Origin of the sequence: Micromonospora globbae (assembly GCF_036184225.1) — a bacterium.
Classification (GTDB): Bacteria; Actinomycetota; Actinomycetes; order Mycobacteriales; family Micromonosporaceae; genus Micromonospora; species Micromonospora globbae.
In genome coordinates this window covers 325,989-350,100 of sequence record NZ_CP108084.1, presented here as the reverse complement: position 1 = coordinate 350,100, position 24,112 = coordinate 325,989, and the positions used below count along the sequence as shown (strand labels likewise).

Here is a 24,112-nt window from a genome sequence, read left to right as displayed (position 1 = left end):
ACAGCCCACACGTCCGGCGGGTAGGTTGCCGCCGGAGACCTTCACCGCCGGTACGCGTCGTCGCGGCCGGCCCGGCCCGCCCGGAGTAGCTTCAGTGACATCGCCCCGCACCACACTCAGCCTGGTCGACACCGACCCCGCGGAGCTCGCCGTCGACGCCATCGTGATCGGCGTGCACAGCCAGACCGGAGAGCAGGACGCCACGAGCGGCCTCGCCGGCAGCCTGCTGCTCGCCAGCGGCGCGGAGAGCATCGCCGCGGCCTTCGACGGGAAGCTCACCGAGACGCTGGCGCTGCTCGGCGCGACCGGCGGGCCGGGCGAGGTGATCAAGCTGGCCACCCTGGGCACGATCACCGCGCCGGTGGTCGCCGCCGTCGGCCTCGGCCCGGAGCCGTCCGGCGCCGCCCCGGAGCCGGAGACGCTGCGGCGGGCCGCCGGTTCGGCCGTCCGCGCCCTCGCCGGCGCGTCGCGCGTGGCGATGGCCCTGCCGCTGCCGGACGACGCCGACGCCCCGGCCGCGCTGCGCGCGGTCGCCGAGGGCGCGCTGCTCGGCGCGTACCGCTTCGCCGGCTACAAGACCCGGCCCCAGCCGAACCGCCGGGAGCCGGTGGCCGAGGTGCTGGTGGCCGTGCCGGACGCCGGCGAGCGCACCGCGCAGGCCGAGATCGCCCGGGCCACGGCCGTGGCCGGTGCCGTGTTCACCAGCCGGGACTGGGTCAACACCGCGCCGAACGAGCTGCGCCCGCCGGCCTTCGCCGAAGCGGTGGCGAACGCCGCCCGTGCGGCCGGCCTCGGCGTGGAGGTGCTCGACGAGGCCGCGCTGCGCGAGGGCGGCTACGGCGGCATCATCGCCGTCGGGCAGGGCTCGGAGGCCCCGCCGCGGCTGGTGAAGCTCACGTACACCCCCGAGGGTGGCGGCAGCGGCAAGCGGGTGGCGCTGGTCGGCAAGGGCATCACCTTCGACACCGGCGGCATCTCGATCAAGCCGGCGCAGGGCATGTGGGAGATGAAGTCCGACATGGCCGGCGCCGCCGCGGTGGGCGCCGCCATGCTCGCGGTGGCCGCGCTCAAGCCGTCCGTCGCGGTGACCGGCTACCTGCCGATGGCCGAGAACATGCCGTCGGGCACGTCGTACCGGCCGGGTGACGTCATCAGCATGTACAACGGCAAGAAGGTCGAGGTGCTCAACACCGACGCCGAGGGCCGGATGATCCTGGCCGACGCCATCGCCCGCGCCTGCGAGGACGGCTGCGACTACCTCTTCGAGACGTCCACGCTCACCGGCGGCCAGGTGATCTCGCTGGGCAAGCGGGTCGCCGGTGTGATGGGCACGCCGGAGCTCTGCGAGCGGGTCCGCGCCGCGGGCGACGCGGTGGGCGAGCCGGCCTGGCCGATGCCGCTGCCGGACGACGTGCGCAAGGGCATGGACTCGGACGTCGCCGACATCTCCCAGGTCAACGCCGGCATGGACCGGGCCGGGCACATGCTCCAGGGCGGCGTGTTCCTGCGCGAGTTCGTGGCCGAGGACGTGGCCTGGGCGCACATCGACATCGCCGGCCCCGGCTACCACTCCGGCGAGCCGACCGGCTACTGGAGCAAGGGCGGCACGGGCGTGCCGGTCCGCACCCTCGTGCACCTGGTCGAGGACGTCGCCGCGAACGGCTGACCGTGCGAGGAGGGGCCCCCGGTCGACGCCGCCGCGCGTCGCTGGGGGCCCTTCCGCATCCGGGGCGGGCAGCGGCGGGCCGAGGGCAGCCGGCGGCTCGTTCAGTACAGCTCGGGGCGGCGCTTGCGCCGCTCGTTGAAGTCGCGCATCCGCTGGGGGTAGCCCATGAGGCGTACGTCGTAGACGGGAATCGCCATCCGGTGGGCGAAGCGGCGCGCGCCGTCGGGGCCGTCGATCCGCCGGCGGGTCCACTCGCCGTCGTCGGCGATGAGCATGACGGTGGTCTCGGTGACGGTGGTGCGGGGTTCGATGTACGCCTCGACGCCCCGCCGGGTGCGGACGAAGTTCTCAAGATGCTCCAGATCGGCGCGGTCGACCGGCCGATCATGGCTCACCGCGCGCGTCTGCCTGCGGCGCCGGAACAACCCCACGGACCTCTCCCCCACAATCCGTCATCGACAACGGTGCCAAGCCTACGTGTCGGGGACGTGTCGTTGGGCACCTCACTACGCGCCCTGTGCCCGGTGGTGACAAGATGACCGAGGTGGGCTCTGCCCCGTGCCGGCCCACCGTGACCCCCGATGCAGCGACGCGACCTGGGAGTTGGACGTGAGCGAGCCGAACGACGCAACCTTCGACATCGTCATCCTCGGAGGTGGCAGCGGCGGCTACGCGGCGGCGCTGCGGGCCGCCCAGCTGGACCTCTCCGTCGCCCTGATCGAGAAGGGGAAGCTCGGCGGGACCTGCCTGCACAACGGCTGCATCCCGACCAAGGCCCTGCTGCACGCGGCCGAGATCGCCGACCAGACCCGCGAGGCGGAGCAGTTCGGCGTGAAGGCCGAGCTGGTCGGCATCGACATGGCGGCGGTCAACTCGTACAAGGACGGCGTCATCTCCCGCCTCTACAAGGGCCTGCAGGGCCTGGTGGGCAGCGCCAAGAACATCACGTTCGTGGCGGGCGCCGGCCGGCTGGTGGCGCCGAACGCCGTCGAGGTCGACGGCAGGCGCTACACCGGGCGCAACATCGTGCTGGCCTCCGGCTCGTACGCGAAGAGCCTGCCCGGCCTGGAGGTCGACGGGGAGCGGATCATCACGAGCGACCACGCCCTGTTCCTGGACCGGGTGCCGTCCTCGGCGATCGTGCTCGGCGGCGGCGTGATCGGCGTCGAGTTCGCCAGCGTGTGGAAGTCCTTCGGCGTGGACGTGACGATCATCGAGGCGCTGCCCCGGCTGGTCGCCGCGGAGGACGAGGAGTCCTCGAAGGCGCTGGAGCGGGCCTTCCGCAAGCGGAAGATCAACTTCAAGGTCGGCAAGCCGTTCGAGAAGGTCGAGAAGACCGACAACGGTGTGAAGGTGACCATCGCCGGCGGCGAGGTCGTCGAGGCCGAGGTGCTGCTGGTCGCCGTGGGCCGCGGCCCGAACACGGCCGACCTCGGCTACGAGGAGCAGGGCGTGCGGATGGACCGCGGCTACGTGCTGACCGACGAGCGGCTGCGCACCAGCGTGCCGAACGTCTACGCGGTCGGCGACATCGTGCCCGGCCTCCAGCTCGCGCACCGCGGCTTCCAGCAGGGCATCTTCGTGGCCGAGGAGATCGCCGGCCAGAACCCGGCCGTCATCGACGAGGCCGGCATCCCGCGGGTGACCTACTGCGAGCCGCAGCTCGCGTCGGTCGGCCTCACGGAGGCGAAGGCCAAGGAGCAGTACGGCGCCGACAAGGTCAAGACCTACAACTACAACCTGGGCGGCAACGGCAAGAGCCAGATCCTCAAGACGACCGGCTTCGTGAAGCTGGTGCGGGTCGAGGACGGCCCCGTGGTCGGCGTCCACATGGTGGGTGCCCGGGTCGGTGAGCTGATCGGTGAGGCGCAGCTCATCTACAACTGGGAGGCGTACCCGGCCGAGGTGGCGCAGCTCGTGCACGCCCACCCGACGCAGAACGAGGCCCTGGGCGAGGCGCACCTGGCCCTCGCCGGCAAGCCGCTGCACGCGCACGCCTGATCGAACGTATTCCGCGGCGTCCGGCGGCAGACGGGCGAGATCGCACCAGGGGAATGAAGGAGTCTGGAGAACATGCCGGTATCGGTCACCATGCCTCGGCTCGGCGAGAGCGTCACCGAGGGCACCGTCACCCGCTGGCTCAAGCAGGAGGGCGACACCGTCGAGGTCGACGAGCCCCTGCTGGAGGTCTCCACCGACAAGGTGGACACCGAGATCCCGTCGCCGGCGGCGGGCGTGCTGACCCGGATCGTGGTCGGGGAGGACGAGACCGCCGAGGTCGGCAGCGAGCTGGCCGTCATCTCCGGCGAGGGTGAGGAGGCCGGCGGCGCCGCGCCGCAGCAGCAGGCGCCGGCCGAGCAGGCCGCTCCCGCCCCGCAGCCGACGGCCGCCGCCGAGGGCACGGCGCCCGAGCCCGAGCCGGCCCCGCAGGCCGCCCCGGCCCCGCAGGCCGCGCAGGCCGCGCCGTCGGGCGGGGGCACGCCGGTCACCATGCCGGCCCTCGGCGAGAGCGTCACCGAGGGTACGGTCACCCGCTGGTTGAAGCAGGTCGGTGACACCGTCGAGGTCGACGAGCCCCTGCTGGAGGTCTCCACCGACAAGGTGGACACCGAGATCCCGTCCCCGGTCGCCGGCACCGTGCTGGAGATCAAGGTGGCCGAGGACGAGACCGCCGAGGTCGGCGCCGAACTGGCCGTCATCGGCGCCGCGGGCGCCGCCCCGGCCGAGGCGAAGCCCGCCCCGGCTCCCGCGCCCGAGGCGAAGCCGGCTCCCGCGCCGCAGCCCGAGGCGAAGCCGGCCCCGCAGCCGGAGGCGAAGCCGACTCCCGCCGCGACGCCCGGCCTGTCGTACAACGAGCCGGCGGCCGAGGCGGAGACCGCCGCGCAGCCGGCGCAGGCCGAGCAGCGTGCGGTGCCGCCGGCCCCGGCCCCGCAGGCTCCGGCCACTCCCGCCCAGGGCGGCGGGGAGGCTCCCGGCTACGTGACCCCGCTGGTGCGCAAGCTCGCCAGCGAGCACGGCGTGGACCTGTCCACGGTCAACGGCACCGGCGTCGGCGGGCGGATCCGCAAGCAGGACGTGCTGGACGCCGCGGAGCGGGCCCGGGCCGCCAAGGCCGCCCCGGCTCCGGCCGCACCCCAGCCGGCCGCCGCGGCGCCGGCCCAGCCGGCCGCCAAGCCGCAGCCGAGCGCGAAGCGGGGCACGACCGAGAAGCTGCCCCGGATCCGCGCGGCCATCGCCAAGCGGATGCACCAGTCGCTGCACGAGATGGCGCAGCTCACCACCGTCATCGAGGTGGACGTCACCAAGATCGCGAAGCTGCGGGCCCAGGCGAAGGACTCGTTCCTCGCCCGGCACGGCGTGAAGCTGTCCTTCCTGCCGTTCTTCGCCCTGGCGGCGATCGAGGCGTTGCAGCGCTACCCGATCGTCAACGCCCGGATGGACCTCGAGGCGGGGACGATCACCTACCCGGAGGCGGAGCACCTCGGCATCGCCGTGGACACCGAGCGCGGCCTGCTCGTGCCGGTCATCCACAACGCCGGTGACCTGAACCTGGGCGGCATCGCGAAGCGCGTCGCCGACCTGGCGGAGCGGACCCGGGCCAACAAGATCACGCCGGACGAGATCGCGGGCGCCACGTTCACGCTCACGAACACCGGCAGCCGGGGCGCGCTCTTCGACACCCCGATCGTGCCGTCGCCGCAGTCGGCGATGCTCGGCACCGGTGCCGTCGTGAAGCGCCCGGTCGTGGTCAACGACCCGGAGCTGGGCGAGGTCATCGCCGTCCGGTCGATGATCTACCTGGCCCTCTCGTACGACCACCGCCTGATCGACGGCGCCGACGCCGCCCGCTTCCTGACGGCGATCAAGGAGCGGCTGGAGGCCGGCAACTTCGAGGCGGAGCTGGGTCTCTGAGTCGCTAACGCGACCGCGCAGGGGCGCCCCGGGCAACCGGGGCGCCCCTTTCGCGTGTCCGGGCCGTCCGGGTCGGGCGCCGACGCGCGCCGGGTCCAGGCCGTCGTCCCCGCCGGGCGGCCGGAGCGGCGGCAGCCGCCCGAGCGGCGGTGGCTGCCCGCACGAGCCGCCCGCACGACCCGCGCGCCGACATGACGGTCACCGCCCGCGTCGGCCGGTGACGGGCGCCCCGGCACCGCCGGCGCCACGCGACGCCGGCCGCAGGCGTACGGCGACGAGACCGGTCCCCCGGGCCCGCCGGCCGGACGAGTCGACCCAACGCCCGACGCGGCCCGCCGGACGAGTCGACGCAACGCCCGACGCGGCCCCGCCGGACGAGTCCACGCAACGCCGACGCGCCCCCGCCGGACGTACCGACGCCCGCCCGACGCGGCCCGCCGGAAGATCCCGCTCGGCGCTGTCGGCATGAAGGGCATCCGAGGTAGTCGATGGTTGCCGCGCCGCCGGCACCGATCCGGTCGGCCCGCCGGGTCGCGCGCCGACCCGCGCCGCGGCACTGTTCTGTCGGCGTCCCCGGTGGACACCCGGCACTTCGGTGCGGCCGGCACCGCGCCTCGGCGACGCCGAAACCGGTAATCGGAATGCGTCGGCCGAGTGCACCGCGGGGCTCGTGCCGAATATGACGAACGCATGACAGTTCTCTATCAACGCCTTCATATTCGGGGACGGGCGTCCGCGGCTGATCACGCGGCTCCGCGTTCCGTGTCGCGGGGACAAACGGTGCAGGAAGGACCCAACCACCCGCGCCGCGACCACGGACAGTACGTACGTCCTGCGTACCGTGACCGAATTCGACAATTGGGATCGCCCATTTTTTGTGGTCAGTTCCACAATCCGCGCGGGACCGGCTGGATTTACGGCGATGACGCCGGTAGGTTTTCCGCCCAGGCCGGGATGGCCCACCGAATGTGATCGGTGTTGATATCGACGGACGAGACGCGAAGATGGTCATCGATGGCGTGATCCGCCACCGGTTTCCGTCGGAGAGGGGATCGTGCCCGCACTCGCAGTGAAGTCGCTCTACAAGGTGTTCGGCAGCCGGACGGACGAGGCGATGAGGCGCCTCGCGGACGGCGCCCCCCGGGACGAGGCGCTCGCCGGGCTCCCGGCCACGGCCGCCGTCATCGACGCGAACTTCGAGGTACGCCCCGGCGAGATCTTCGTCGTGATGGGCCTCTCCGGTTCCGGCAAGTCCACCCTCATCCGGATGCTCAACGGCCTGCTCCGCCCGACCCAGGGCAGCGTGCGGGTCGACGGGGTGGAACTGACCACGCTCCGCCCCGCCGCGCTGCGCAAGCTGCGGCGGGAGAAGATCAGCATGGTCTTCCAGCACTTCGCGCTGATGCCGCACCGGACGGTGCTGGAGAACGCCGGGTACGCGTTGGAGGTCGCCGGCCTGCCGAAGGCCGAGCGGCGCGAGCGGGCCATGGACGCGCTGCGCATGGTGGGCCTGGCGGACTGGGCGGACAAGCTGCCGCACAACCTCTCCGGCGGCATGCGGCAGCGGGTGGGGCTGGCCCGCGCGCTCGCGGCCGGCACGGACATCCTGCTGATGGACGAGGCGTTCTCCGCGCTGGACCCGCTCATCCGCCGCGAGGTCCAGGACCAGCTCCTGGAGCTCCAGGCCGAGCTGGGCAAGACGATCGTCTTCATCACTCACGACCTCAACGAGGCCATGCGGCTCGGCGACCGGATCGCCGTGATGCGGGACGGGCGGATCGTCCAGATCGGCACGGCCGAGGAGATCCTCACCGACCCCGCCAACGACTACGTGGCGCAGTTCGTCGCGGACGTCGACCGCACCCGGATCCTCACCGCCTCCTCGGTCATGGAGAAGGCGCAGACCACGCTGGACGTCAACGTCGGTCCCCGGGTGGCGGCCCGCGCGCTGCGGGAGAACCAGACCTCGGTGGTCTACGTGACCGGTCCGCGGAAGCAGTTCCTCGGCACGGTCACCGAGGACGAGGTGCTGCGCGCGCTGCGCGAGGGCCGGCAGAGCCTCGACGGGTACGTCTCGACCGAGCGGGTCCGGACGGTCACCGAGGACACGGCCGTCGCCGATCTGTTCGCCGACTGCGCCGAGAGCCAGCACCCCGTGGCCGTGCTGGACGCGAAGGGCCGGCTGGCCGGTGTGATCCCACGGATCACCCTGCTCAGCGCCCTGGCCAGCACCACACCGCACGAGGTGCCCGCGCTGGACGGCCCGGCCGAGGTCGATCTCGTCGGCGCGAAGGGAGATCCGGCATGAGCCAGCACGAGTCGCCGCTCGACGGTTGGCTGCCCCGGGTGCCGCTGGGCACCTGGACCGAGTCCGCCGTCGACTGGGCCACCGGCACCCTCGGCCCCGCCTTCGACGCGATCGCCGCCGTGGTCGACGCCCTGGTCCGCCCGCTCGACGACCTGCTCACCGGCGTGCCGGCGGTCGTGGTCGTCCTCGTCCTGGCGGGGCTCGGCTGGTGGCTGCGCGGCTGGAAGTTCGGCCTGGGCACCGCGGTCGGCCTCGGCCTGGTGGCCGGCATGCCGTACTGGGAGGAGACCATGAGCACCCTGGCCCAGGTGCTCGTGGCCAGCGCGCTCGCCCTGGTGCTGGCGATCCCGTTGGGCGTCTTCATCGCGGAGAACCGGCGGGCCTCGGCCGTGGCCCGGCCGGTGCTGGACCTCATGCAGACCATGCCGGCGTTCGTCTACCTGATCCCGGCGATCTTCTTCTTCGGCATCGGCACCGTGCCCGGTGTGCTCGCCACGCTGGTGTTCAGCATGCCGCCCGGCGTACGCCTCACCGAGCTGGGCCTCCGCCAGGTCGACAAGGAGATCGTGCAGGCCGCCGAGTCGTTCGGGGCACCTCCGTGGATGGTGCTGCTCCGGACCAAGCTGCCGCTGGCCCTGCCGACCATCATGACCGGGGTCAACCAGGTCATCATGCTGGCGCTGTCCATGGTCGTCATCGCCGGCATGGTCGGCGCCGGCGGCCTCGGCGACGTGATCATGTTCGCGTTGTCCCAGGTCGAGGTGGGCAGCGGCTTCGAGGGCGGCATCGCCGTCGTGGTCCTCGCCGTGGTGCTCGACCGGCTGACCGATTCCGTGGGCGAGCGGTTCCCGTCCGCGCGGGCGCAGCGCCTCGCGCGGCAGGCCGCCTGATCGTCGCCCTCCGCGCCGGCGTCGCGGATCCTTCGGACACGTGGGACGCCGGCGACTCTCTACAGGAAGGACAAATAGGTTGTTTTCCACGCTGAAGCGCGTCCTCGCCGTGGCGGTGACCGCGACCCTGGCCCTGGGTGGCGCCGCCGCCTGCAGCGAGTCGGATGACGCGTCCGGCGACGGCAAGAAGATCACGATCGGCTACATGGCCTGGGACGAGGCCATCGCCGCCTCCCACCTGTGGCAGCACATCCTGGAGGAGAAGGGCTACCAGGTCGAGCTCAAGAACCTGGAGGCCGGTCTGGTCTACGGCGGTCTCGCGGGCGGCGACATCGACCTGTTCCTCGACGGCTGGCTGCCCCAGACGCACGCCTCCTACCTGGAGAAGTACGGCGACAAGCTGGAGAAGCTCGGCGTCTGGTACGACGACGCCAGCCTGAGCATCGCGGTGCCGGCGTACGTCGACGGCATCGACTCCCTGGAGGATCTGGCGGCCAAGGCCGACACCTTCGGCGGGGAGATCATCGGCATCGAGCCGGGCGCCGGCCTCACCAAGGCCACGCAGGAGCAGGTGATCCCCGGCTACGGCCTCGACAGCGCCATGAAGCTGAAGACCTCGTCCACCCCGGCCATGCTGGCGGCTCTGGACGGCGCGATCGCCGAGAAGAAGCCGATCGTGGTCACGCTGTGGCACCCGCACTGGGCCTACGCAAAGTACGAGCTGAAGGACCTGGCCGACCCGAAGGGCACCCTGGGCCAGGCCGAGCAGATCAACACGTTCGCCCGGAAGGGCTTCGGCGAGGACTTCCCCGAGGTCACCTCGATGCTGAAGGCGTTCAAGATGGACGGCGACCAGCTCGCGTCGCTGGAGGACCTGATGTTCAACACCCACAAGGGTGACGAGAAGAAGGCCGTCGAGGAGTGGCTGAAGGCCAACCCCGACTACGTGTCGTCGCTCGCTTGAGCCGGTGAACGACAGGGCCCCCTCCCGACGCGGCGTCGGGAGGGGGCCCGTCCGCGCTCAGTCGCGCAGCATGTCCTCCGACACCTGCCAGAGCCGCTCGGCGGCCTCCGGGTCCACGGCGTACGGGGCGTACCCGGTGCGGGTGCCCGGCTGGTTCGGCCCGGCCTCCTGGCAGTCCTCGAAGTAGCGCCCACCGACGCCGTCGAGCAGCGGCGACGCGGCGAGCAGCACGGACGTCGCGGCGCCCTGCTCGGTGGTCTTCCAGTAGCCGGCCCCGGCGGTGCCGCCCGTCTGGGCGCGCATCCGCTCCAGCTCCTCGTCGCTCACGTACCGCTGGAGGTTGGTCCGGATCGCGCCCGGGTGCAGCGCGTTGACGAGGATGCCGTCGCCGGCCCAGCGCCGGGTCGCCTCGACGGCGAAGAGCACGTTGGCGGTCTTGGACTGTCCGTACGCCAGCCACGGGTCGTACGCGCGGCGCGCGAAGTGGATGTCGTCGAAGACGACCGGCGAGCGCAGGTGGGCCGCCGAGCTGACCGAGACGATCCGGGCGCCCCCGGCCGCGGCCAGCGCCGGGTGCAGCCCGGTGGCCAGCGCGAAGTGCCCGAGGTGGTTGGTGGCGAACTGCATCTCCCAGCCCTGCGGGGTGCGCATCTCCGGCGCGGCCATGATCCCGGCGTTGTCGACGAGGATGTGCAGCGGGCCGTCCCAGTTCGCCACGAACGCCGCCACGGAGCCCAGGTCGGCCAGGTCCAGCGGGGCGACGAGGATCCGGTCGTTGCCGGTGGTGGCCGTGATGTCGGCGAGCGCCTCCTGACCGGCGGACGGGTTGCGGACGGCGAGGGTGACGTCGGCGCCGGCCTGGGCGAGCGCCCGGGCGGTCTCCACGCCGATGCCGGAGGCGCCGCCCGTGACGACGGCCCGGCGGCCGGTGAGGTCGACGCCGCGCACCACCTCGAGTGCCGTGGTCTCGTTCGTGAACGGGGTGCTCACTCGTGTACTGGTCATGATCCGTCCTTGTCGGCGTCGGCCGGCGCCCGCCGGCCGGCCACTACGATGGGAAGCGGAGGATCCTCCGTTACGATCGACACTAACCGGAGGCTCCTCCGTTTGCCAACCGGCCGGCTCACACCTCGGGCCACCATCAGGAGGCGACATGGGCGACAACGCCCCCCGACCACGACGGGCGGACGCCCAGCGCAACCGCCAGCGACTGCTCGACGCCGCCGTGCGGGCGTTTTCCCAGGGCGGGCCGCACGTAACGCTGGAGTCCGTCGCCCGCGAGGCGGGCGTCGGCATCGGCACCCTCTACCGGCACTTCCCTACCCGGGAGGCGCTCGTCGAGGCCGCCTACCGCAGCGAACTGGCCAAGCTCTGTGACGCCGCCCCCGACCTGCTCGCCGCGTCGCCACCCGACGAGGCGCTGCGGACCTGGATGGACCTCTTCATCGACTACCTCGCCACGAAGCGGGGCATGGCCGACGCGCTGCGGCTCGTGATCGAGGCGGGCGCCAACCCGTACGCCGAGAGCCGCGACCGGCTGCACGGCGCGCTCGACCTGCTCCTGTCGGCGGGCGCCGCGGCCGGGACCCTGCGGGGGGACGTCGCCACCGCCGACGTGCTGGCGAGCCTGAGCGGCGTGTCCCTCGCCGCCGGGGAGCCCACCCGCCGGGAGCAGGCCGGACGGCTGCTCGACCTGCTCATGGACGGCCTCCGGTACCGCCGCGGGAGCTGATCCGATTCCGGCCCGTGCCCACCCGCGGCGCTGGCAGACTCGTCCGGTGGGTGGCGAGCGGTGGCGGGGGCGGCTGGGACCGGCCGTCGCCGTCGCGCCGGGAGCCCGGGTCGACCGGTTCGAGGTCTTCTTCGACCTGGTCTTCGTGTTCTCGTTCTTCATCATCACCCGCGCCACGGCCATGGACATCAGCAGCCGGAGCCTGCTGCACGGCCTGCTCGTGCTCGCCGTGCTCTGGTGGTGCTGGGTGGTGCACAGTGTCGTGGCGACCCGCGTCCGGCTCGGCGAGGGTTTCGTCCCGGTCCTCATGGTCATCGGGATGGCCGCCCTGTTCTGCTTCGCGCTGTCCCTGCCGCAGGCGTTCGGCGATCCCCGGCAGGCCGCCGCCGGCCCGATGGTGGTGGCCATCAGCTACGTGGTGATCCGGGCCGTCCACCTGCTGCTCTACTGGCACATCGCCAAGGAGAAGCCCGGCGAACGGCGGCTGCTGCTCAGGTACTCGCCGGAGGTGATCATCAGCACGGTGCTGCTGCTCGGCGCCGCGCTCATCCCGCCCTCCCTCGATCACGAGGGCACGGCGACGATGCTCCGCGACGCGCTCTGGGTCGCGGTGGTCCTGATGCAGTACGGGAGCGGGCTCGTCTCCGGCGCCTGGGGGTGGACGGTGGCCTCCGCCGAGCACTGGACCGAGCGGTACGACCTCATCCTGATCATCGCGCTCGGCGAGTCGATCATCTCGGTCGGCGTCGGCGGCAACCTGCTCGGCCAGCCGGTCACCTGGGGCGCGGTCAGCGCCGCCGTCTGCGGCGTCGTCTTCACGGCGGCGCTGTGGTGGGCGCACTTCGACGTGATCGGCCCGGCCGCGCGGATCGCCCAGCACGCCGCTCTGGGCCGGCCCCGCGTGGCGATGGCCCGCGACGCGTACGCCTACCTCTACCTCGTGATGATCGCGGGGATCATCATCTTCGCCCTCGGCGCCGAGGAGGTCGTCCGCCAGATCAGCGACCCGCACATCGGGGCCGACGAGCGGCCCCACGGTCCGGGCGTGCCGCTGCTCTACGGCGGGGTCATCGTCTACTTCGTCGGCGACATGCTGTTCCAGGCCCGCACCCTGCGCACGCTCTCCTGGACCCGGGTGGGCGTGGTGGTCGCCCTGGCCGCGGCGATCCCCGTCGCCGCCCTCCTGCCCGCGCTGGCCGCGTTCGCCCTGCTCGCCGTCATCTGCGTCGGCCTGGTGGCCGCCGAGGTGGTGGTCATGGCCGACTCGCGCAGCGCCCTGCGCGAGGCGGTGTTCAAGGAGAAGACCAGCCACGAGGCGCACGAGGTCGCCTTCCGGGCCGCCTGGCACGAGTCCGAGGACGTAGGACGCGACCGCGAGTGACCCGGGCCGCACGCGGGTCTGCCGGTAGCAGAATCGGCCGCGTCCGGCTGGCCTCCGGCCCGCGCGGGCCGGCAGGCTGGACGCCATGGTCACCTTCTCCCTCCAGGCGAGCCCGTCCGACGCCGCGAGCTGGACCGAGCTGGCGCGGCGCGCCGAGGCCGCCGGTTACGACGCCCTCCTCGCCGCCGACCACCCGGGGGCGGTGGCCACGCCGTTCGTGGCCCTGGCCGCCGCCGCGTCGGTGACGACCACCATCGGTCTCGGCTCGTACGTGGCCAACGCCGGCATCCGGGAACCGATGCTGCTGGCGGCGGACGTGGCCACCCTCGACCTGGTCTCCGGCGGCCGGGCCCGACTCGGCATCGGCGCGGGGCACACCCCCGCCGAGTGGCGCGCGGTCGGTCGGGAGCGGCCGGACGTGGCCGGGCGGGTGCGCCGCGCCGTGGCCGTCACCGAGGCCGTCCGCGCCCTGCTCGACGGCGACGAGGTCACGGTGGACACCGACGACCTGGTCGTCCGTGCCGCCCGGCTGGACACGCCCCGGCCGGTGCAGCGGCGCGTCCCGGTCACCGTCGGCACGGCGAACTCGACGTTGCTGCGCTGGGCCGGCGCGCACGCCGACGTCGTCGGGCTGGCCGGCCTCGGCCGTACGCTGCCCGACGGCTACATGCACGAGGTGCGCTGGCGCGTCGCGGACATCGAGGCGCAGCTCGCCCACGTCGCGGCCGGCGCCGAGGGTCGCGCCGAGCCGCCGGCGCTGGAGGCGCTCGTGCAGCGCGTCGTGGTCACCGACGACGCGGAGGCCGCCGCCGCCGAGCTGGCCGGGCAGACCGGGCTGGACGTGGAGGAGCTGCTCGCCACCCCGTACGTGCTGATCGGCACCGAGGACGAGATCGTCGCCGCCGTCGACGGCCACCGTCGCCGCTGGGGCATCACCCGCTACGTCGTCCGCGCCGACGCCCTCGACGCCCTCGCCCCGGTGCTGCCCCGCGTCGCCGCGCTGTCCTGACGCCGGCACCGCGGTGACGCCGGCACCGCTGCCGCGCCGGCCCACTGCGGTGCCCGCCGGCACCGCTGTCGTGACGCCGACACCATCCACGCCGTCACCTGCCCGAACGGTCACTTGACGCGGCACCCCACCACCCCCACAGTGAAGGTGTCGTGGAGAGGTGACGCACCGTGAACATCGAGATCGCTCATCCGGCGGATCTCGATCGGGTGGAGGCGCTGGTCTCGTGGCTGAAGCGTCCCCATCTCGACCGGGTCACCATCACGATGCCCGGGCTCGATGCCACCGAGAGTGATCGAGCCGCCCGGACCATCCGCCACCTGTTCAACGACTGCGGCTGCGCCTGGGGAGCGTCGGCCCTCGTCGTCGCGGTGGCCGGCGCGGTCCTGGCCCGACCGGGCGGTGTCGCGGCGCTCGCCACCGCCGCCCTCGCCTGCCTCGCAGCGGCCGTCGCCGGCAAGCTCCTCGGCCTGGCGTGGAGCCGCCAGCGCCTGCTCGCACGGCTGCGCGCCCTGCGAACCGCCGCCTGACCCCGGAAGGGGGTTGTCATGGCACTGGTCTGCACCGAAGTCACCGAATGGATCGAGGAGGAGGTCTCCAAGCCCGTCGAGGAGTGGGATGAGCGGCAGGAGAAGCGCTGCAAGGACTACCCCTGGTACGACCCGCGGGGATGGGTGTGCTGGTTCGTCACCGTCCTCGTGAAGGTCGTCCGGTGGGTGGTCGTGATCGTCGGCAAGTGGGTGACGCGGACGGTCTGCACGATCGTCGGCGTGGTCGTCGAGGCGGTCGTGGACATCGCCGCCGGGCTCTGGGACATGGTCGTCGGCATCGTGACGCTCGACTGGCGGCGGATCCTCGACGGCTTCCTCCGCATCGTGATCGGCGGCGTACTGGGGATCATCCGGCTGGCCCGCGTCGCGCTGCTCGGCGACACGATCGACTACATCATCGAGGAGATCAACAAGGAGCGGCTCCGCCGCTACGTGCGCGGCCTGCTGGAGGCGAAGTACTCCGGCGACACCCTGAGCCAGATCAAGGAGGCGATCCGCCTCGACCACGGGGCGTTCGGGCTGCGCCTGCACGGGACCGCGTACCGGACGAAGCTCGACTCGCAGACCCCGTCGACGCGGGAACCGGGGGTGCCCAACCTCGTCATCCTGCACGAGCAGGGCGCCATCAACCTGCGGGCGCTCTGCGGCTTCGAGTTCCCCGAGGGCTACTGGAACCGCAAGCGCTACAAGACCCTCAAGAAGGAGACCGTCGTGGGCGGGGGCGGCGGCGGGGAGTTCGACAACCCGATCTCCGCCGACGAGCTGGACACGTACCTCAGCTCCCGAGGGGCGGAGGGACCGGCGTTCGTCGTGCTGGCCATGCGCGACGGGGTGCGGGACTCGAAGCTGTCGGTGGCCCGTGAGAAGGGGCGCGAGCTGGCGCTCATGCTGGACTTCGACACCGAGGACCGCGAGGTCACCGAGGCGGCCCACATCGTCCACACCGGAGTCCCGGTGGCGCAGACGCGGTTCCTCGTCGACGTGTTCGGCCGGCGGGACAAGGGCGTCGACCCGGACGGGGCCACCGCCGACCTCTGCCACCCGGTCGCCGTCGGCGTGTTCCGGTACACGAACACGCTGCGCGGGCTGGCCAGCAACCTGCACGAGAGCCGGTGCGGCCTGGACGGCAAGAGCGCCTCCGGCGTCACGTTCGTCGACAACCTGCCCGACGACATCTGGAAGTACGTGCCGATCCACGAACTCGGCCACTACTTCGGGCTCTGTCACACCGACGGCGTCGACCGCATCATGTACTCGCCGAAGACCAACAGCTGGTGGCGCGGCTGGGCCATCCCCCGCACGCTGCTGAACCTCTGGTTGCAGGGCGAGCCGACCTTCACGTACGGCGAGGCGAAGGCGACCTGGGACTACGTGGTGGCGCACTTCGCGCCGCAGTGCCTGGGCGCGCGGCCCGTCGTGATCGAGGCCCGGCCCGCCGCCGCCGGCACGGGAGCGGCCGACACGGTCGCCTGACCGGGCGTACGCCGGGGCGCCCACCGCGCCCCGGCCAGCCTCAGTTCTCGGCGCGCTCCGCCACGAAGACCCCGACGCCGTGCACGCCCTCGACCAGCCCCTGCGTCTGGAGGACGAGGATCGCCTGCCGCACGACGGTCTGCGACACGCCGTGCTCCTCCTTGAGCTGGGCGGTCGACGGCAACTTGTCTCCCGGCGCCCACTCGCCTGACTCGATCCGGGCACGGATGTGGTCGGCGAGCTGCGCCCACTTCGGCTTGGCGGGCATGCACGCTCCCAGGTCTGCGCCGCCATTCGACCATGAACAACTAGTCGGGACAAGTAGCGCCGACCTGGTCCTTGCTTTGTACAACATGGTGTGTAAAGCTCTCGATGACCGGTTCCCAGGTCTGCAAACCCCCGGGCTGGTCACCCCCGAGATCGCACCCGGCCGGCGTCTTTCCCCGGTCGCCGGTCGGGTGCGCCCACACGTCCGCAGCCGTTCCGTACGCCGCTTTTCCCGACGGCGCGGACGGCACGACCGGCAGCAGCAGATGGAGGCGTCCATGTGGCCGATCCGGCGGCGCGGCCTGTCGCCCGTACCCCTCGCGCCGAGACATCGGCGCACCTGGCGCGGCGTGCGGCGCTGGTGTTCCTGCGGCCTGCGCTGGGCCGCCTGCCCGGACCGGCACGCGCCGATACCCACCGAGCCCGCCCCACCGCGCGACACCCGTTCGTGGACGAGGCGCACGGCCCTTCATTGGCTCGCGCGGCACGCCCGGACGTGGCGCGCCAACGGCGGTCGCCGGTGACCGCCCCCGGGGCCGGCGGCCCGGGCGTGTCGCACCTGCCGTTGCGTCCACTGTGGCTGTGCCGGGCCTGCGCCGCACCGTGGCCGTGCGCGCCCGCGAAGCTGCGCCTGGCCCGCGAGTACGCCGGCAACCGCGTGGCGCTCTGCCTCTACCTGAGCAGCGTGCTGCACGACGCGGCCACCGACCTGCACCTGCTCGACCCGCACGGCGCTCCCGGCCCGCAGCAGCTCTTCGACCGCTTCATCGGCTGGGCCACCCCTTCCCGCCCGGGCGTCGAGCCGGAGTCGGGGCGGCCGGACGGCGGACCCGCGCCGGCGTCCGGCACGCCCGCGGGTCAGGACTCGGCCAGCCCCTCGTAGTAGCGGATCTTCTCGCGGAGGTGGTCGTACTGGCGCCGGAGCAGGCTCATCTGCTCCTCCACCCGGACGGCGTGCTCCTCCAGCAGCGCCTTTCGCTCGGCGGCCGTGTGGTCGCCCTCGCGCGCCAGCTCCGCGTAGCGGCACATCTGCGCGATGGGCATGCCCGTGTCGCGCAGGCAACGGAACAGCTCCAGCCAGCCGAGGTCGTCGTCGGTGAAGACGCGCCGCCCGCTGGAGGTGCGGCCGATGCCGCTGAGCAGGCCGATCTTCTCGTAGTACCGGAGGGTGTCGAGGCTGAAGCCGCTGCGGCGGGCGGCCTCCGAGGGTGCGTACATGCCCGCATGCTAGGGCTTGACCTGGAGCGCGCTCCAGGTTGAAGGCTGGGCGCATGAGCATGACACGGACACTGGGCCGCAGCGGCATCGAGGTCAGCGCGATCGGCATGGGCTGCTGGGCCATCGGCGGACCACTGTGGGGCGACGGCGGGCAGCCGTTCGGCTGGGGCGAGGTCGACGACGACGAGTCGATCCGCACCATCCACGCCGCGCTCGACGCGGGCGTGACGCTCTTCGACACAGCCAGCAACTACGGCGCCGGGCACAGCGAGCGGATCCTCGGCCGGGCACTCGCCGGCCGCCGGGACCGGGCGGTCATCGCCACGAAGTTCGGCAACCGCGCCGACGAGGCGACCCGCCGGTGGACCGGCACCGACCCGAGCCCCGCGTACGCCGTGCAGAGCCTGGAGGAGTCGCTGCGGCGGCTCGGCACCGACCACGTCGACCTGTACCAGCTGCACATCAACGACCTTCCGGCGACCGCCGCGCTCGACCTGGTCGACACGCTCGAGGGCCTGGTCGCCCAGGGCAAGATCCGGGCGTACGGGTGGAGCACCGACCACCCCGACTCGGCCGAGGCGTTCGCGAAGGCCGGGACGCACTGCACCGCTGTCCAGCACGACCAGTCGGTGCTGCTGGACAACGCGGCGATGCTGGCGGTCTGCGACGCGTACGACCTGGCCAGCCTCAACCGGGGACCGCTGGCGATGGGCCTGCTCACCGGCTCGAAGCGGGCGGTCGGCCGCGACGACGTCCGCGGGATGGCGCCGGAGTGGCTGGTCTGGTTCACCGACGGCCGGCCGACCCCCGAGTGGGCCGCCCGCGTCGAGCGGATCCGGGCGGCGCTGACCTCCGACGGTCGTACCCTCGCCCAGGGCGCGCTGGGCTGGCTGCTGGCCCGCAGCCCCCGGACGGTGCCGATCCCCGGTGCCCGGACGGTCGCGCAGGTGCGGGAGAACGCCGCCACCCTCGCGCTCGGCCCGCTGGGCGCCGACGCCGTCGCCGAGGTGGAGCGCCTGCTGTCCGACGTGCGGCCCGCACCAGCGGCGTGAGCCCGCGCCGGCCCGGTGCGGCGGCTGCCGCATCGGGCGGCCATCCGGACTCGACGCGTGCGGCACCCCGTCCGTACCGGAAGATGTGAGCATGCGGATCCTCATGGCCGGCGCGTCCGGCTTCCTCGGCACCCGGCTGGTCGACCGGTTCGTCGCCGACGGCCACCAGGTGACGCGGCTGGTCCGCCGCCCGCCGCGCGCACCCGACGAGCGGCAGTGGAACCCGTCCGCCGCGCAGCTCGACCCGGCGCTGGTGGCCGAGGCCGACGCCGTGGTCAACCTGGCGGGCGCGGGCGTCGGCGACCGGCGGTGGACCGACGAGTACCGGCGGATCATCCGGACCAGTCGGGTCGACACCACGACGACGGTGGCCATCACCATCGCGGGGCTGCCGGCGGAGGACCGGCCCGCGGTGCTGATCAACGCGTCGGCCGTCGGCTGGTACGGCGACACCGGCGACCGGGCCGTGGAGGAGGACGCGCCGGCCGGCGAGGGATTCCTCGCCGACGTGGCCCGGGTGTGGGAGGCGGCCACCCGGCCGGCCGAGGATGCCGGCGTCCGCGTGGCGCGGCTGCGCACCGGGCTGCCGCTGGACCGCGACGGAGGGATGCTCAAGCCGCAACTGCTGCCGATGCGGCTGGGCGTCTCCGGACGGCTGGGCAGCGGCCGGCAGTGGTGGCCCTGCCTGTCGATGGCCGACTTCCTCGACGCCGTGGCGTTCGTGCTGGCACGCGACGACGTGGCCGGGCCGGTCAACGTGGTCGGCCCGGCCCCGGTCACCAACGCGGAGTTCACCCGGGAGCTGGCGCGGCAGCTGCACCGGCCCGCGTTCCTGCGGGTCCCGGCGGTGGCGCTGAAGGTCGCGCTGGGCGGCTTCGCCGTCGAGGCCCTGTCCAGCTCCCGGGTGCTCCCCGGCGTCCTGACCCGCGCCGGCTTCCAGTACCGCCACCCCGACCTGCCGTCCGCCCTCCACGCCGCCCTGACCACCTGACCCCGCCCGTCCCCGGGTCCAGCCCCGGTGATCATGAGGTTGTCGTCACCGGTCACGGCGTGTCGGGACGACAACCTCATGATCGACCGGGGCAGGCGGGGCGGGGCCGGCGGCGCGGGCGGGCGGGCGCGGGGGTCAGCAGCCGATCACCCAGTAGTTGGGGCCGGTCTGCTTCAGCGTGCTCGTGTAGAAGGTGTTGTAGAGGCCCATCCGCTGGCCGGAGCCGTTCGCGTACGCGTAGCCCCCGGACTGGTACGCCCTCCCCGCGGTGACGTGCGCGTAGTTGCTCGCGGTCACGCAGGTCGGCGCCGGCGGCGGGGTCGTGGTGGGCGGCGGGGTCGTGGGGTCTCCTCCGCCGCCGTCCAGGCCGAAGAAGAGCGCGTCCCGGTACGCCGAACAGATGGTGTCGAGGAAGTACGCCCCGGCGGTGCCGCACTGGTCGGCGCCGCTGCCCGGGTCGACCGGGGTGCCGTGGCCCATCCCGGAGACGCGGTAGAGGCGTACGTCGTCGTTGCCGTACACCTCCAGGCTCGTGCCGCCGGGCAGGGACGTGGTGCTGGTCGGCGTCTGCGACACGCCGCGGACGTTCGTCCACTGGTCGCGTGACTCGGCGCCGTTGAGCGGGGCCACCGTCGTGTCCGAGGTGCCGTGCCAGATGGCCACCCGCGGCCGCGGTCCGCCGTAGCCGGGGTACGCGCCGCGGACCAGGTCGCCCCACGCCGCCGGGCTCTTGTCGGTGCCCGGGTTCATGCAGCCGAACGCGTTGACCATGCTGGTGGCGCAGCGGTACGGGATGCCGGCCACGATCGACCCGGCCGCGAAGACGTCGGGGTAGGCGGCGAGCATGACGGCGCTCATGGCGGCGCCGGCCGACAGGCCGCTCACGAAGACCCGACCCGCGTCGACGCCGAAGTTCGCCGTGGCGTGGTCGACCATCTGCTTGATCGACAGCGCCTCGCCCTGGCCGCGGGCGGTGTCCCCCGGCTCGAACCAGTTGAAGCAGCTGGTGGCGTTGTTGGCGGACTTCTGCTCCGCCACGATGAGCGCGAACTTCCACTGGTCGGCGTACTTTCGCCAGCCGGAGTTGGTGAAGTAGGCGTTGGCGTTCTGGGTGCAGCCGTGCAGCAGCACGACGGCGGGTGGGTTGGCCGGGAGGTTGTCCGGCCGGTACGCGTACATGGCGAGGTTGCCGGGGTTCGAGCCGAAGCTCGTCACCTGGGTGAGGCTGGCGGCCTGGGCGGGTGCGGCGAGGGTGACCGCGCCGGCCACGGCGAGGACGAACCCGGCGACCACCGCGGTCAGCCGGGTGAGCAGGGGTGCGGAGCGGCGCACGGCGGCCTCCGGGAACGAAATGTGAACTGGGTCACGTGCGAATTGCCGCGACGTTACGACGCCATGACATCGATGTGACATGGGTCGCGGTCACACATTCGTGAGCGCCGTTGTGTACGCCGGACGTGAGGAGTGCTCGCCCCGGGCGGCACGGGCCTCTACCCCACCGAGAGCGACAAGAAGGAGCCCCTCCTTGCACGTATGACCGGTACTTCCAGGTCCGATTGGTAACGTCCGCTGCGTGCCGACCTCCCCGTCCGTGGCCACCGGGCCCGCACCCGCGTCCCCGCCACGCACCGCCCGAGGCCGCCGCGCCGACCTGATCGTGGTCCTGGCCGCGCTCGTCCTCGCCGTCTGGGTGACCAGCGGCCTGTGGCGGGACCCCAACGTCCGCGCCGTCACGGTCAACTCCAGCGACCAGGCCCTCTTCGAGTGGTTGCTGGCGTTCGGCGGGCACGCGCTGACCCACGGCGAGAACCCGTTCTTCACGCACCTCATCAACGTCCCCGACGGCGTGAACCTCGCGGTCAACACCTCGGTCACCGTCTACGCGGTGGTCTTCGCGCCGCTCACCTACCTGGTCGGGCCGCCGGTGACGTTCCTGGTGATCCTCACCCTGAACCTGGCCGCCACGGCGGTCGCCTGGTACCTGCTGCTGTCCCGGCAGTACGTCCGCAGCCGCCTGGCCGCCGGCGTCGGCGGCCTGTTCATCGCCTACTCCCCCGGCATGGTCTCGCACGCCAACGCGCACCTGAACTGGACCGCCGGCTGGCTGGTGCCGCTGCTGATCTGGCGGTTGTTCGCGCTGCGCCGGCCCGGCCACTGGCTGCGCGACGGGACGATCTTCGGCGTGCTCGTGGCGGTCGCGTTCTCCATCGCCGCCGAGGGGCTGTTCTTCACCGCGCTGGCGCTGGGCGTCTTCGTCGTCGTCTGGTCGCTGCACCCGGCCCGCCGCGCCGAGGCGCGCGCGGCGCTGCCGACCTTCCTGCGCGGGCTCGGAGTGGCCGCCGTGGTGGCGGGTGCGCTGCTCGCGTACCCGCTGTGGCTGCACTTCGCCGGTCCGCAACGCTTCCACGGCACCGGTTTCGATCCGGTGATCCACTCGGAGGACATCGCCGCGTTCGTCTCGTACCCGCGCCGGTCCCTGGCCGGCGAGGCGGGCCTGGGCACCTCGCTGGCGCCCAACCCCACGGAGGAGAACTCGTTCTTCGGCGCGCCGCTGCTGCTGCTCACCGTGGTCTGCTTCGTGGCGCTCTGGCGTCGCGCCGACCCGGGCCGCCGGGCCACCCTCTGGGCGCTGGGCGTCCTCGCGGTCGTGTTCAGCGTGCTGTCGTGGGGGCCGGTCGCCAAGGTCGATGGGGACCGCACCGACGTGCCGATGCCGTTCGACCTGCTCGGGCAGCTTCCGGTGGTGAACGCCGCGTTGCCCGCCCGGCTTGCGCTCGTGGTGGCGCCGGTGATCGGGCTGCTGCTCGCGTACACGATCGACCAGCTACGGACCGCACCGCCCCGGCACCGCTTCAGCGAGGCGGCCTGGGCGCTCGGCTTCGTGGTCGCGCTGCTGCCGCTGGTGCCGACGCCGCTGCTGACCAGCGAGCGCGAGCCGATCCCCCGGTTCATCACCGCCGGCACCTGGAAGGAGTACGTCTCCCCGGGCGGCGTGCTCACCCCGGTGCCGGTGGCCGTGGACGTCTACCCCGACGGCCAGCGCTGGCAGGCGTACGCCCTCGCCCACCGGCAGGGGGAGTTCCGCATCCCGGCCGGCTTCTTCCTCGGCCCGGGCGGGCCCGACGGCCGGGGCCGGATCGGGCCCGTGCCGCGGCCCTTCAACGCGCTGATGGACCAGGCCGCCCGGACCGGCATGGTGCCGATCGTCACCGACGGGACGCTGCGGGAGGTTCGGGCCGACCTGGCGTACTGGCGGGTCGAGGCGGTGGTGCTCCCCGACCGGGTGCACGGCGCGAAGTTCGACGTCGACGAGGACGCGGTGCTCCGCACGGCCACCGCGCTGCTCGGGCGGCCCGAGCGGGTGGACGACGTCTGGCTCTGGCGGATCCCCCGCTCCTGAGCCGCGCCGCCGCCTCCGTGTCGTCGTCACCTACGCCGCACCGCGCCCTTCCCCGCACGCCGCGAGCGCCCGCCCGGCCGGCGCCGCCGCGCCGACCCGCGGGGCACGGCCGTCGGTGAGGCGGCTCACGAGCGCCACCGGGCCGTCCCGGGTCTACGCTGAACGGCGTGAGCACGACGACCTCCGGCCTCACGGCCGTCCGCGCCGGTGTCCTCGACTACCAGGCCGCCTGGGACGAGCAGCGCCGCCTGCACGAGCGGGTGGTGGCCGGCGAGCAGGGCGACACGGTCCTGCTGCTGGAGCACCCGAGCGTCTACACGGCCGGCAAGCGCACCGAACCGTGGGACCGGCCCATGGACGGCACCCCGGTCGTCGACGTCGACCGGGGCGGCAAGATCACCTGGCACGGGCCGGGCCAGCTCGTCGGTTACCCGATCGTGCGGCTCCCCGACCCGGTGGACGTGGTCGCGTACGTGCGGCGCACCGAGCAGATGCTCATCGACGTCTGCGCCGAGTTCGGCCTGACCGCGGGCCGGGTCGAGGGACGCAGCGGGGTCTGGGTGCCCGAGGACGACCGGGGCCCCGCCCGCAAGGTCGCCGCCATCGGCATCCGCGTCGCCCGCGGGGTGACCCTGCACGGCTTCGCCATCAACTGCGACTGCGACCTCGCGTACTTCGACCGGATCGTGCCGTGCGGCATCCGGGACGCGGGCACCACCTCGCTCACGGCCGAGCTGGGCCGCCCGGTCACCGTGGCCGACGTGCTGCCGGTGGTGGAGCGCCACCTGCCCACCCTCGTGCAGGTCTGAGGCGAGGGCAGGCCGGCAGCCCCGCCCCGGCGCCGGCCGAGCCGGCAGCCTGATCGCGTACCCTCGCCCGGTGCGGATCGATCTCGTCACCCTGGTCGTCGCCGAGTACGACCCGGCGATCACGTTCTTCACCGAGGTGCTCGGGTTCGAGCTCGTGGAGGACTCCCCGTCGCTCACCAACGACGGCCGGCCGAAGCGCTGGGTGGTCGTCCGCCCGCCGGGCGGCGGCACGGGCCTGCTGCTGGCCCGCGCCGACGGGGAGCGGCAGGAGGCCGTGGTCGGCGACCAGACGGCCGGCCGGGTCGGATTCTTCCTCCAGGTGGACGACTTCGACGCCACCTACCGACGGATGGTCGACGCGAAGGTCGAGTTCGTACGGCCGCCGCGCACCGAACCGTACGGCCGGGTGGCGGTCTTCCGCGACATCGCCGGCAACCGCTGGGACCTCCTCGGCCCCGCCTGACCGCTCGACCCGGCCGGACCGCTCGA

General features: G+C 73.1%; 21 protein-coding genes and 1 pseudogene. 17 read left to right on the top strand and 5 right to left on the bottom strand.

Going from position 1 to position 24,112, the window contains the following annotated elements:
• Positions 1-94 precede the first annotated feature (94 nt).
• Positions 95-1,666 carry a leucyl aminopeptidase gene (locus tag OG994_RS01595; RefSeq protein ID WP_328851983.1) on the top strand — a complete coding sequence of 524 codons (1,572 nt, stop codon included), beginning with the start codon at positions 95-97 and terminating at the stop codon, positions 1,664-1,666.
• Positions 1,667-1,767: 101 nt separating this feature from the next.
• Here the strand turns inward: OG994_RS01595 and OG994_RS01590 are convergent, their stop codons facing one another.
• A complete protein-coding gene (locus OG994_RS01590) occupies positions 1,768-2,097 on the bottom strand; it encodes a hypothetical protein (protein WP_120327146.1) in 330 nt (109 codons plus the stop codon).
• A 178-nt stretch (positions 2,098-2,275) separates the two neighbouring features.
• Here OG994_RS01590 and lpdA point away from each other — a divergent pair, with 178 nt between their 5' ends.
• The 5 genes and pseudogenes from lpdA (at position 2,276) to OG994_RS01565 (ending at position 9,740) form a co-directional block, all read left to right on the top strand.
• Positions 2,276-3,667, top strand: a complete 1,392-nt coding sequence (gene lpdA, locus OG994_RS01585) for a dihydrolipoyl dehydrogenase (RefSeq protein WP_328851982.1) — start codon at positions 2,276-2,278, stop codon at positions 3,665-3,667.
• A gap of 72 nt (positions 3,668-3,739) precedes the next feature.
• Positions 3,740-5,578 carry a 2-oxoglutarate dehydrogenase, E2 component, dihydrolipoamide succinyltransferase gene (gene sucB, locus OG994_RS01580; protein ID WP_328851981.1) on the top strand — a complete coding sequence of 613 codons (1,839 nt, stop codon included), beginning with the start codon at positions 3,740-3,742 and terminating at the stop codon, positions 5,576-5,578.
• A 1,054-nt stretch (positions 5,579-6,632) separates the two neighbouring features.
• A pseudogene (locus tag OG994_RS01575) lies at positions 6,633-7,808 on the top strand (quaternary amine ABC transporter ATP-binding protein); the annotation flags it as partial.
• A gap of 74 nt (positions 7,809-7,882) precedes the next feature.
• On the top strand, positions 7,883-8,776 hold the full coding sequence (locus OG994_RS01570; protein ID WP_120327144.1) for an ABC transporter permease: 894 nt from the start codon (positions 7,883-7,885) through the stop codon (positions 8,774-8,776).
• Between the two features lie 79 nt (positions 8,777-8,855).
• On the top strand, positions 8,856-9,740 hold the full coding sequence (locus OG994_RS01565; RefSeq protein WP_328851980.1) for a glycine betaine ABC transporter substrate-binding protein: 885 nt from the start codon (positions 8,856-8,858) through the stop codon (positions 9,738-9,740).
• 57 nt (positions 9,741-9,797) lie between these two features.
• On the opposite strand, the gene OG994_RS01560 is transcribed toward OG994_RS01565, so the two are convergent.
• Entirely contained in the window at positions 9,798-10,748 is a 951-nt protein-coding gene (locus OG994_RS01560; RefSeq protein WP_328853638.1) for an SDR family NAD(P)-dependent oxidoreductase, read from the bottom strand.
• A gap of 145 nt (positions 10,749-10,893) precedes the next feature.
• Between OG994_RS01560 and OG994_RS01555 the strand changes: the two genes are divergently transcribed.
• The 5 genes from OG994_RS01555 (at position 10,894) to OG994_RS01535 (ending at position 15,886) form a co-directional block, all read left to right on the top strand.
• Positions 10,894-11,472 (top strand): TetR/AcrR family transcriptional regulator, encoded by a 579-nt coding sequence (locus OG994_RS01555; RefSeq protein ID WP_328851979.1) that lies wholly within the window; start codon positions 10,894-10,896, stop codon positions 11,470-11,472.
• Between the two features lie 46 nt (positions 11,473-11,518).
• The gene (locus OG994_RS01550) at positions 11,519-12,853 is read left to right on the top strand and encodes a low temperature requirement protein A (protein WP_328851978.1); all 1,335 of its coding nucleotides are present in this window, start codon (positions 11,519-11,521) and stop codon (positions 12,851-12,853) included.
• A gap of 85 nt (positions 12,854-12,938) precedes the next feature.
• Positions 12,939-13,862 (top strand): LLM class flavin-dependent oxidoreductase, encoded by a 924-nt coding sequence (locus tag OG994_RS01545; protein ID WP_328851977.1) that lies wholly within the window; start codon positions 12,939-12,941, stop codon positions 13,860-13,862.
• Between the two features lie 170 nt (positions 13,863-14,032).
• On the top strand, positions 14,033-14,392 hold the full coding sequence (locus OG994_RS01540) for a hypothetical protein (protein ID WP_328851976.1): 360 nt from the start codon (positions 14,033-14,035) through the stop codon (positions 14,390-14,392).
• A gap of 18 nt (positions 14,393-14,410) precedes the next feature.
• Positions 14,411-15,886, top strand: a complete 1,476-nt coding sequence (locus OG994_RS01535; RefSeq protein ID WP_328851975.1) for a hypothetical protein — start codon at positions 14,411-14,413, stop codon at positions 15,884-15,886.
• Between the two features lie 40 nt (positions 15,887-15,926).
• Here the strand turns inward: OG994_RS01535 and OG994_RS01530 are convergent, their stop codons facing one another.
• Complete coding sequence (locus OG994_RS01530) at positions 15,927-16,154, bottom strand: GntR family transcriptional regulator (protein WP_328851974.1); 228 nt, start codon at positions 16,152-16,154, stop codon at positions 15,927-15,929.
• A gap of 519 nt (positions 16,155-16,673) precedes the next feature.
• On the opposite strand from OG994_RS01530, the gene OG994_RS01525 reads away from it, so the two are divergent.
• Positions 16,674-17,036 carry a hypothetical protein gene (locus OG994_RS01525; RefSeq protein ID WP_328851973.1) on the top strand — a complete coding sequence of 121 codons (363 nt, stop codon included), beginning with the start codon at positions 16,674-16,676 and terminating at the stop codon, positions 17,034-17,036.
• Here OG994_RS01525 and OG994_RS01520 read toward each other — a convergent pair.
• Positions 17,012-17,371: a MerR family transcriptional regulator gene (locus tag OG994_RS01520; protein WP_120327136.1), complete on the bottom strand. Its 360-nt coding sequence runs from the start codon at positions 17,369-17,371 to the stop codon at positions 17,012-17,014. The two genes, OG994_RS01525 and OG994_RS01520, sit on opposite strands and share 25 nt — an antisense overlap.
• 53 nt (positions 17,372-17,424) lie before the next feature.
• Between OG994_RS01520 and OG994_RS01515 the strand changes: the two genes are divergently transcribed.
• Entirely contained in the window at positions 17,425-18,423 is a 999-nt protein-coding gene (locus OG994_RS01515) for an aldo/keto reductase (protein WP_328851972.1), read from the top strand.
• A 91-nt stretch (positions 18,424-18,514) separates the two neighbouring features.
• Positions 18,515-19,414 carry a TIGR01777 family oxidoreductase gene (locus OG994_RS01510; protein ID WP_120327134.1) on the top strand — a complete coding sequence of 300 codons (900 nt, stop codon included), beginning with the start codon at positions 18,515-18,517 and terminating at the stop codon, positions 19,412-19,414.
• A gap of 135 nt (positions 19,415-19,549) precedes the next feature.
• On the opposite strand, the gene OG994_RS01505 is transcribed toward OG994_RS01510, so the two are convergent.
• Positions 19,550-20,746, bottom strand: coding sequence for an extracellular catalytic domain type 1 short-chain-length polyhydroxyalkanoate depolymerase (locus OG994_RS01505; RefSeq protein WP_120327133.1), 1,197 nt, complete (start codon positions 20,744-20,746; stop codon positions 19,550-19,552).
• A 241-nt stretch (positions 20,747-20,987) separates the two neighbouring features.
• Here OG994_RS01505 and OG994_RS01500 point away from each other — a divergent pair, with 241 nt between their 5' ends.
• The 3 genes from OG994_RS01500 (at position 20,988) to OG994_RS01490 (ending at position 24,086) form a co-directional block, all read left to right on the top strand.
• Positions 20,988-22,814, top strand: coding sequence for a DUF2079 domain-containing protein (locus OG994_RS01500; RefSeq protein ID WP_120327132.1), 1,827 nt, complete (start codon positions 20,988-20,990; stop codon positions 22,812-22,814).
• A 167-nt stretch (positions 22,815-22,981) separates the two neighbouring features.
• Positions 22,982-23,623: a lipoyl(octanoyl) transferase LipB gene (gene lipB, locus OG994_RS01495; RefSeq protein ID WP_120327131.1), complete on the top strand. Its 642-nt coding sequence runs from the start codon at positions 22,982-22,984 to the stop codon at positions 23,621-23,623.
• 70 nt (positions 23,624-23,693) lie between these two features.
• A complete protein-coding gene (locus tag OG994_RS01490) occupies positions 23,694-24,086 on the top strand; it encodes a VOC family protein (protein ID WP_120327130.1) in 393 nt (130 codons plus the stop codon).
• Positions 24,087-24,112: the final 26 nt, after the last annotated feature.

Bases quoted from the DNA above. Each gene is read 5' to 3' on its own strand.
- OG994_RS01515 (WP_328851972.1), top strand. From the start codon at position 17,425: ATGAGCATGACACGGACACTGGGCCGCAGCGGCATCGAGGTCAGCGCG.
- OG994_RS01510 (WP_120327134.1), top strand. From the start codon at position 18,515: ATGCGGATCCTCATGGCCGGCGCGTCCGGCTTCCTCGGCACCCGGCTG.
- OG994_RS01570 (WP_120327144.1), top strand. From the start codon at position 7,883: ATGAGCCAGCACGAGTCGCCGCTCGACGGTTGGCTGCCCCGGGTGCCG.
- OG994_RS01545 (WP_328851977.1), top strand. From the start codon at position 12,939: ATGGTCACCTTCTCCCTCCAGGCGAGCCCGTCCGACGCCGCGAGCTGG.
- OG994_RS01520 (WP_120327136.1), bottom strand. From the start codon at position 17,371: ATGTACGCACCCTCGGAGGCCGCCCGCCGCAGCGGCTTCAGCCTCGAC.
- OG994_RS01530 (WP_328851974.1), bottom strand. From the start codon at position 16,154: ATGCCCGCCAAGCCGAAGTGGGCGCAGCTCGCCGACCACATCCGTGCC.
- OG994_RS01535 (WP_328851975.1), top strand. From the start codon at position 14,411: ATGGCACTGGTCTGCACCGAAGTCACCGAATGGATCGAGGAGGAGGTC.
- OG994_RS01555 (WP_328851979.1), top strand. From the start codon at position 10,894: ATGGGCGACAACGCCCCCCGACCACGACGGGCGGACGCCCAGCGCAAC.
- sucB (WP_328851981.1), top strand. From the start codon at position 3,740: ATGCCGGTATCGGTCACCATGCCTCGGCTCGGCGAGAGCGTCACCGAG.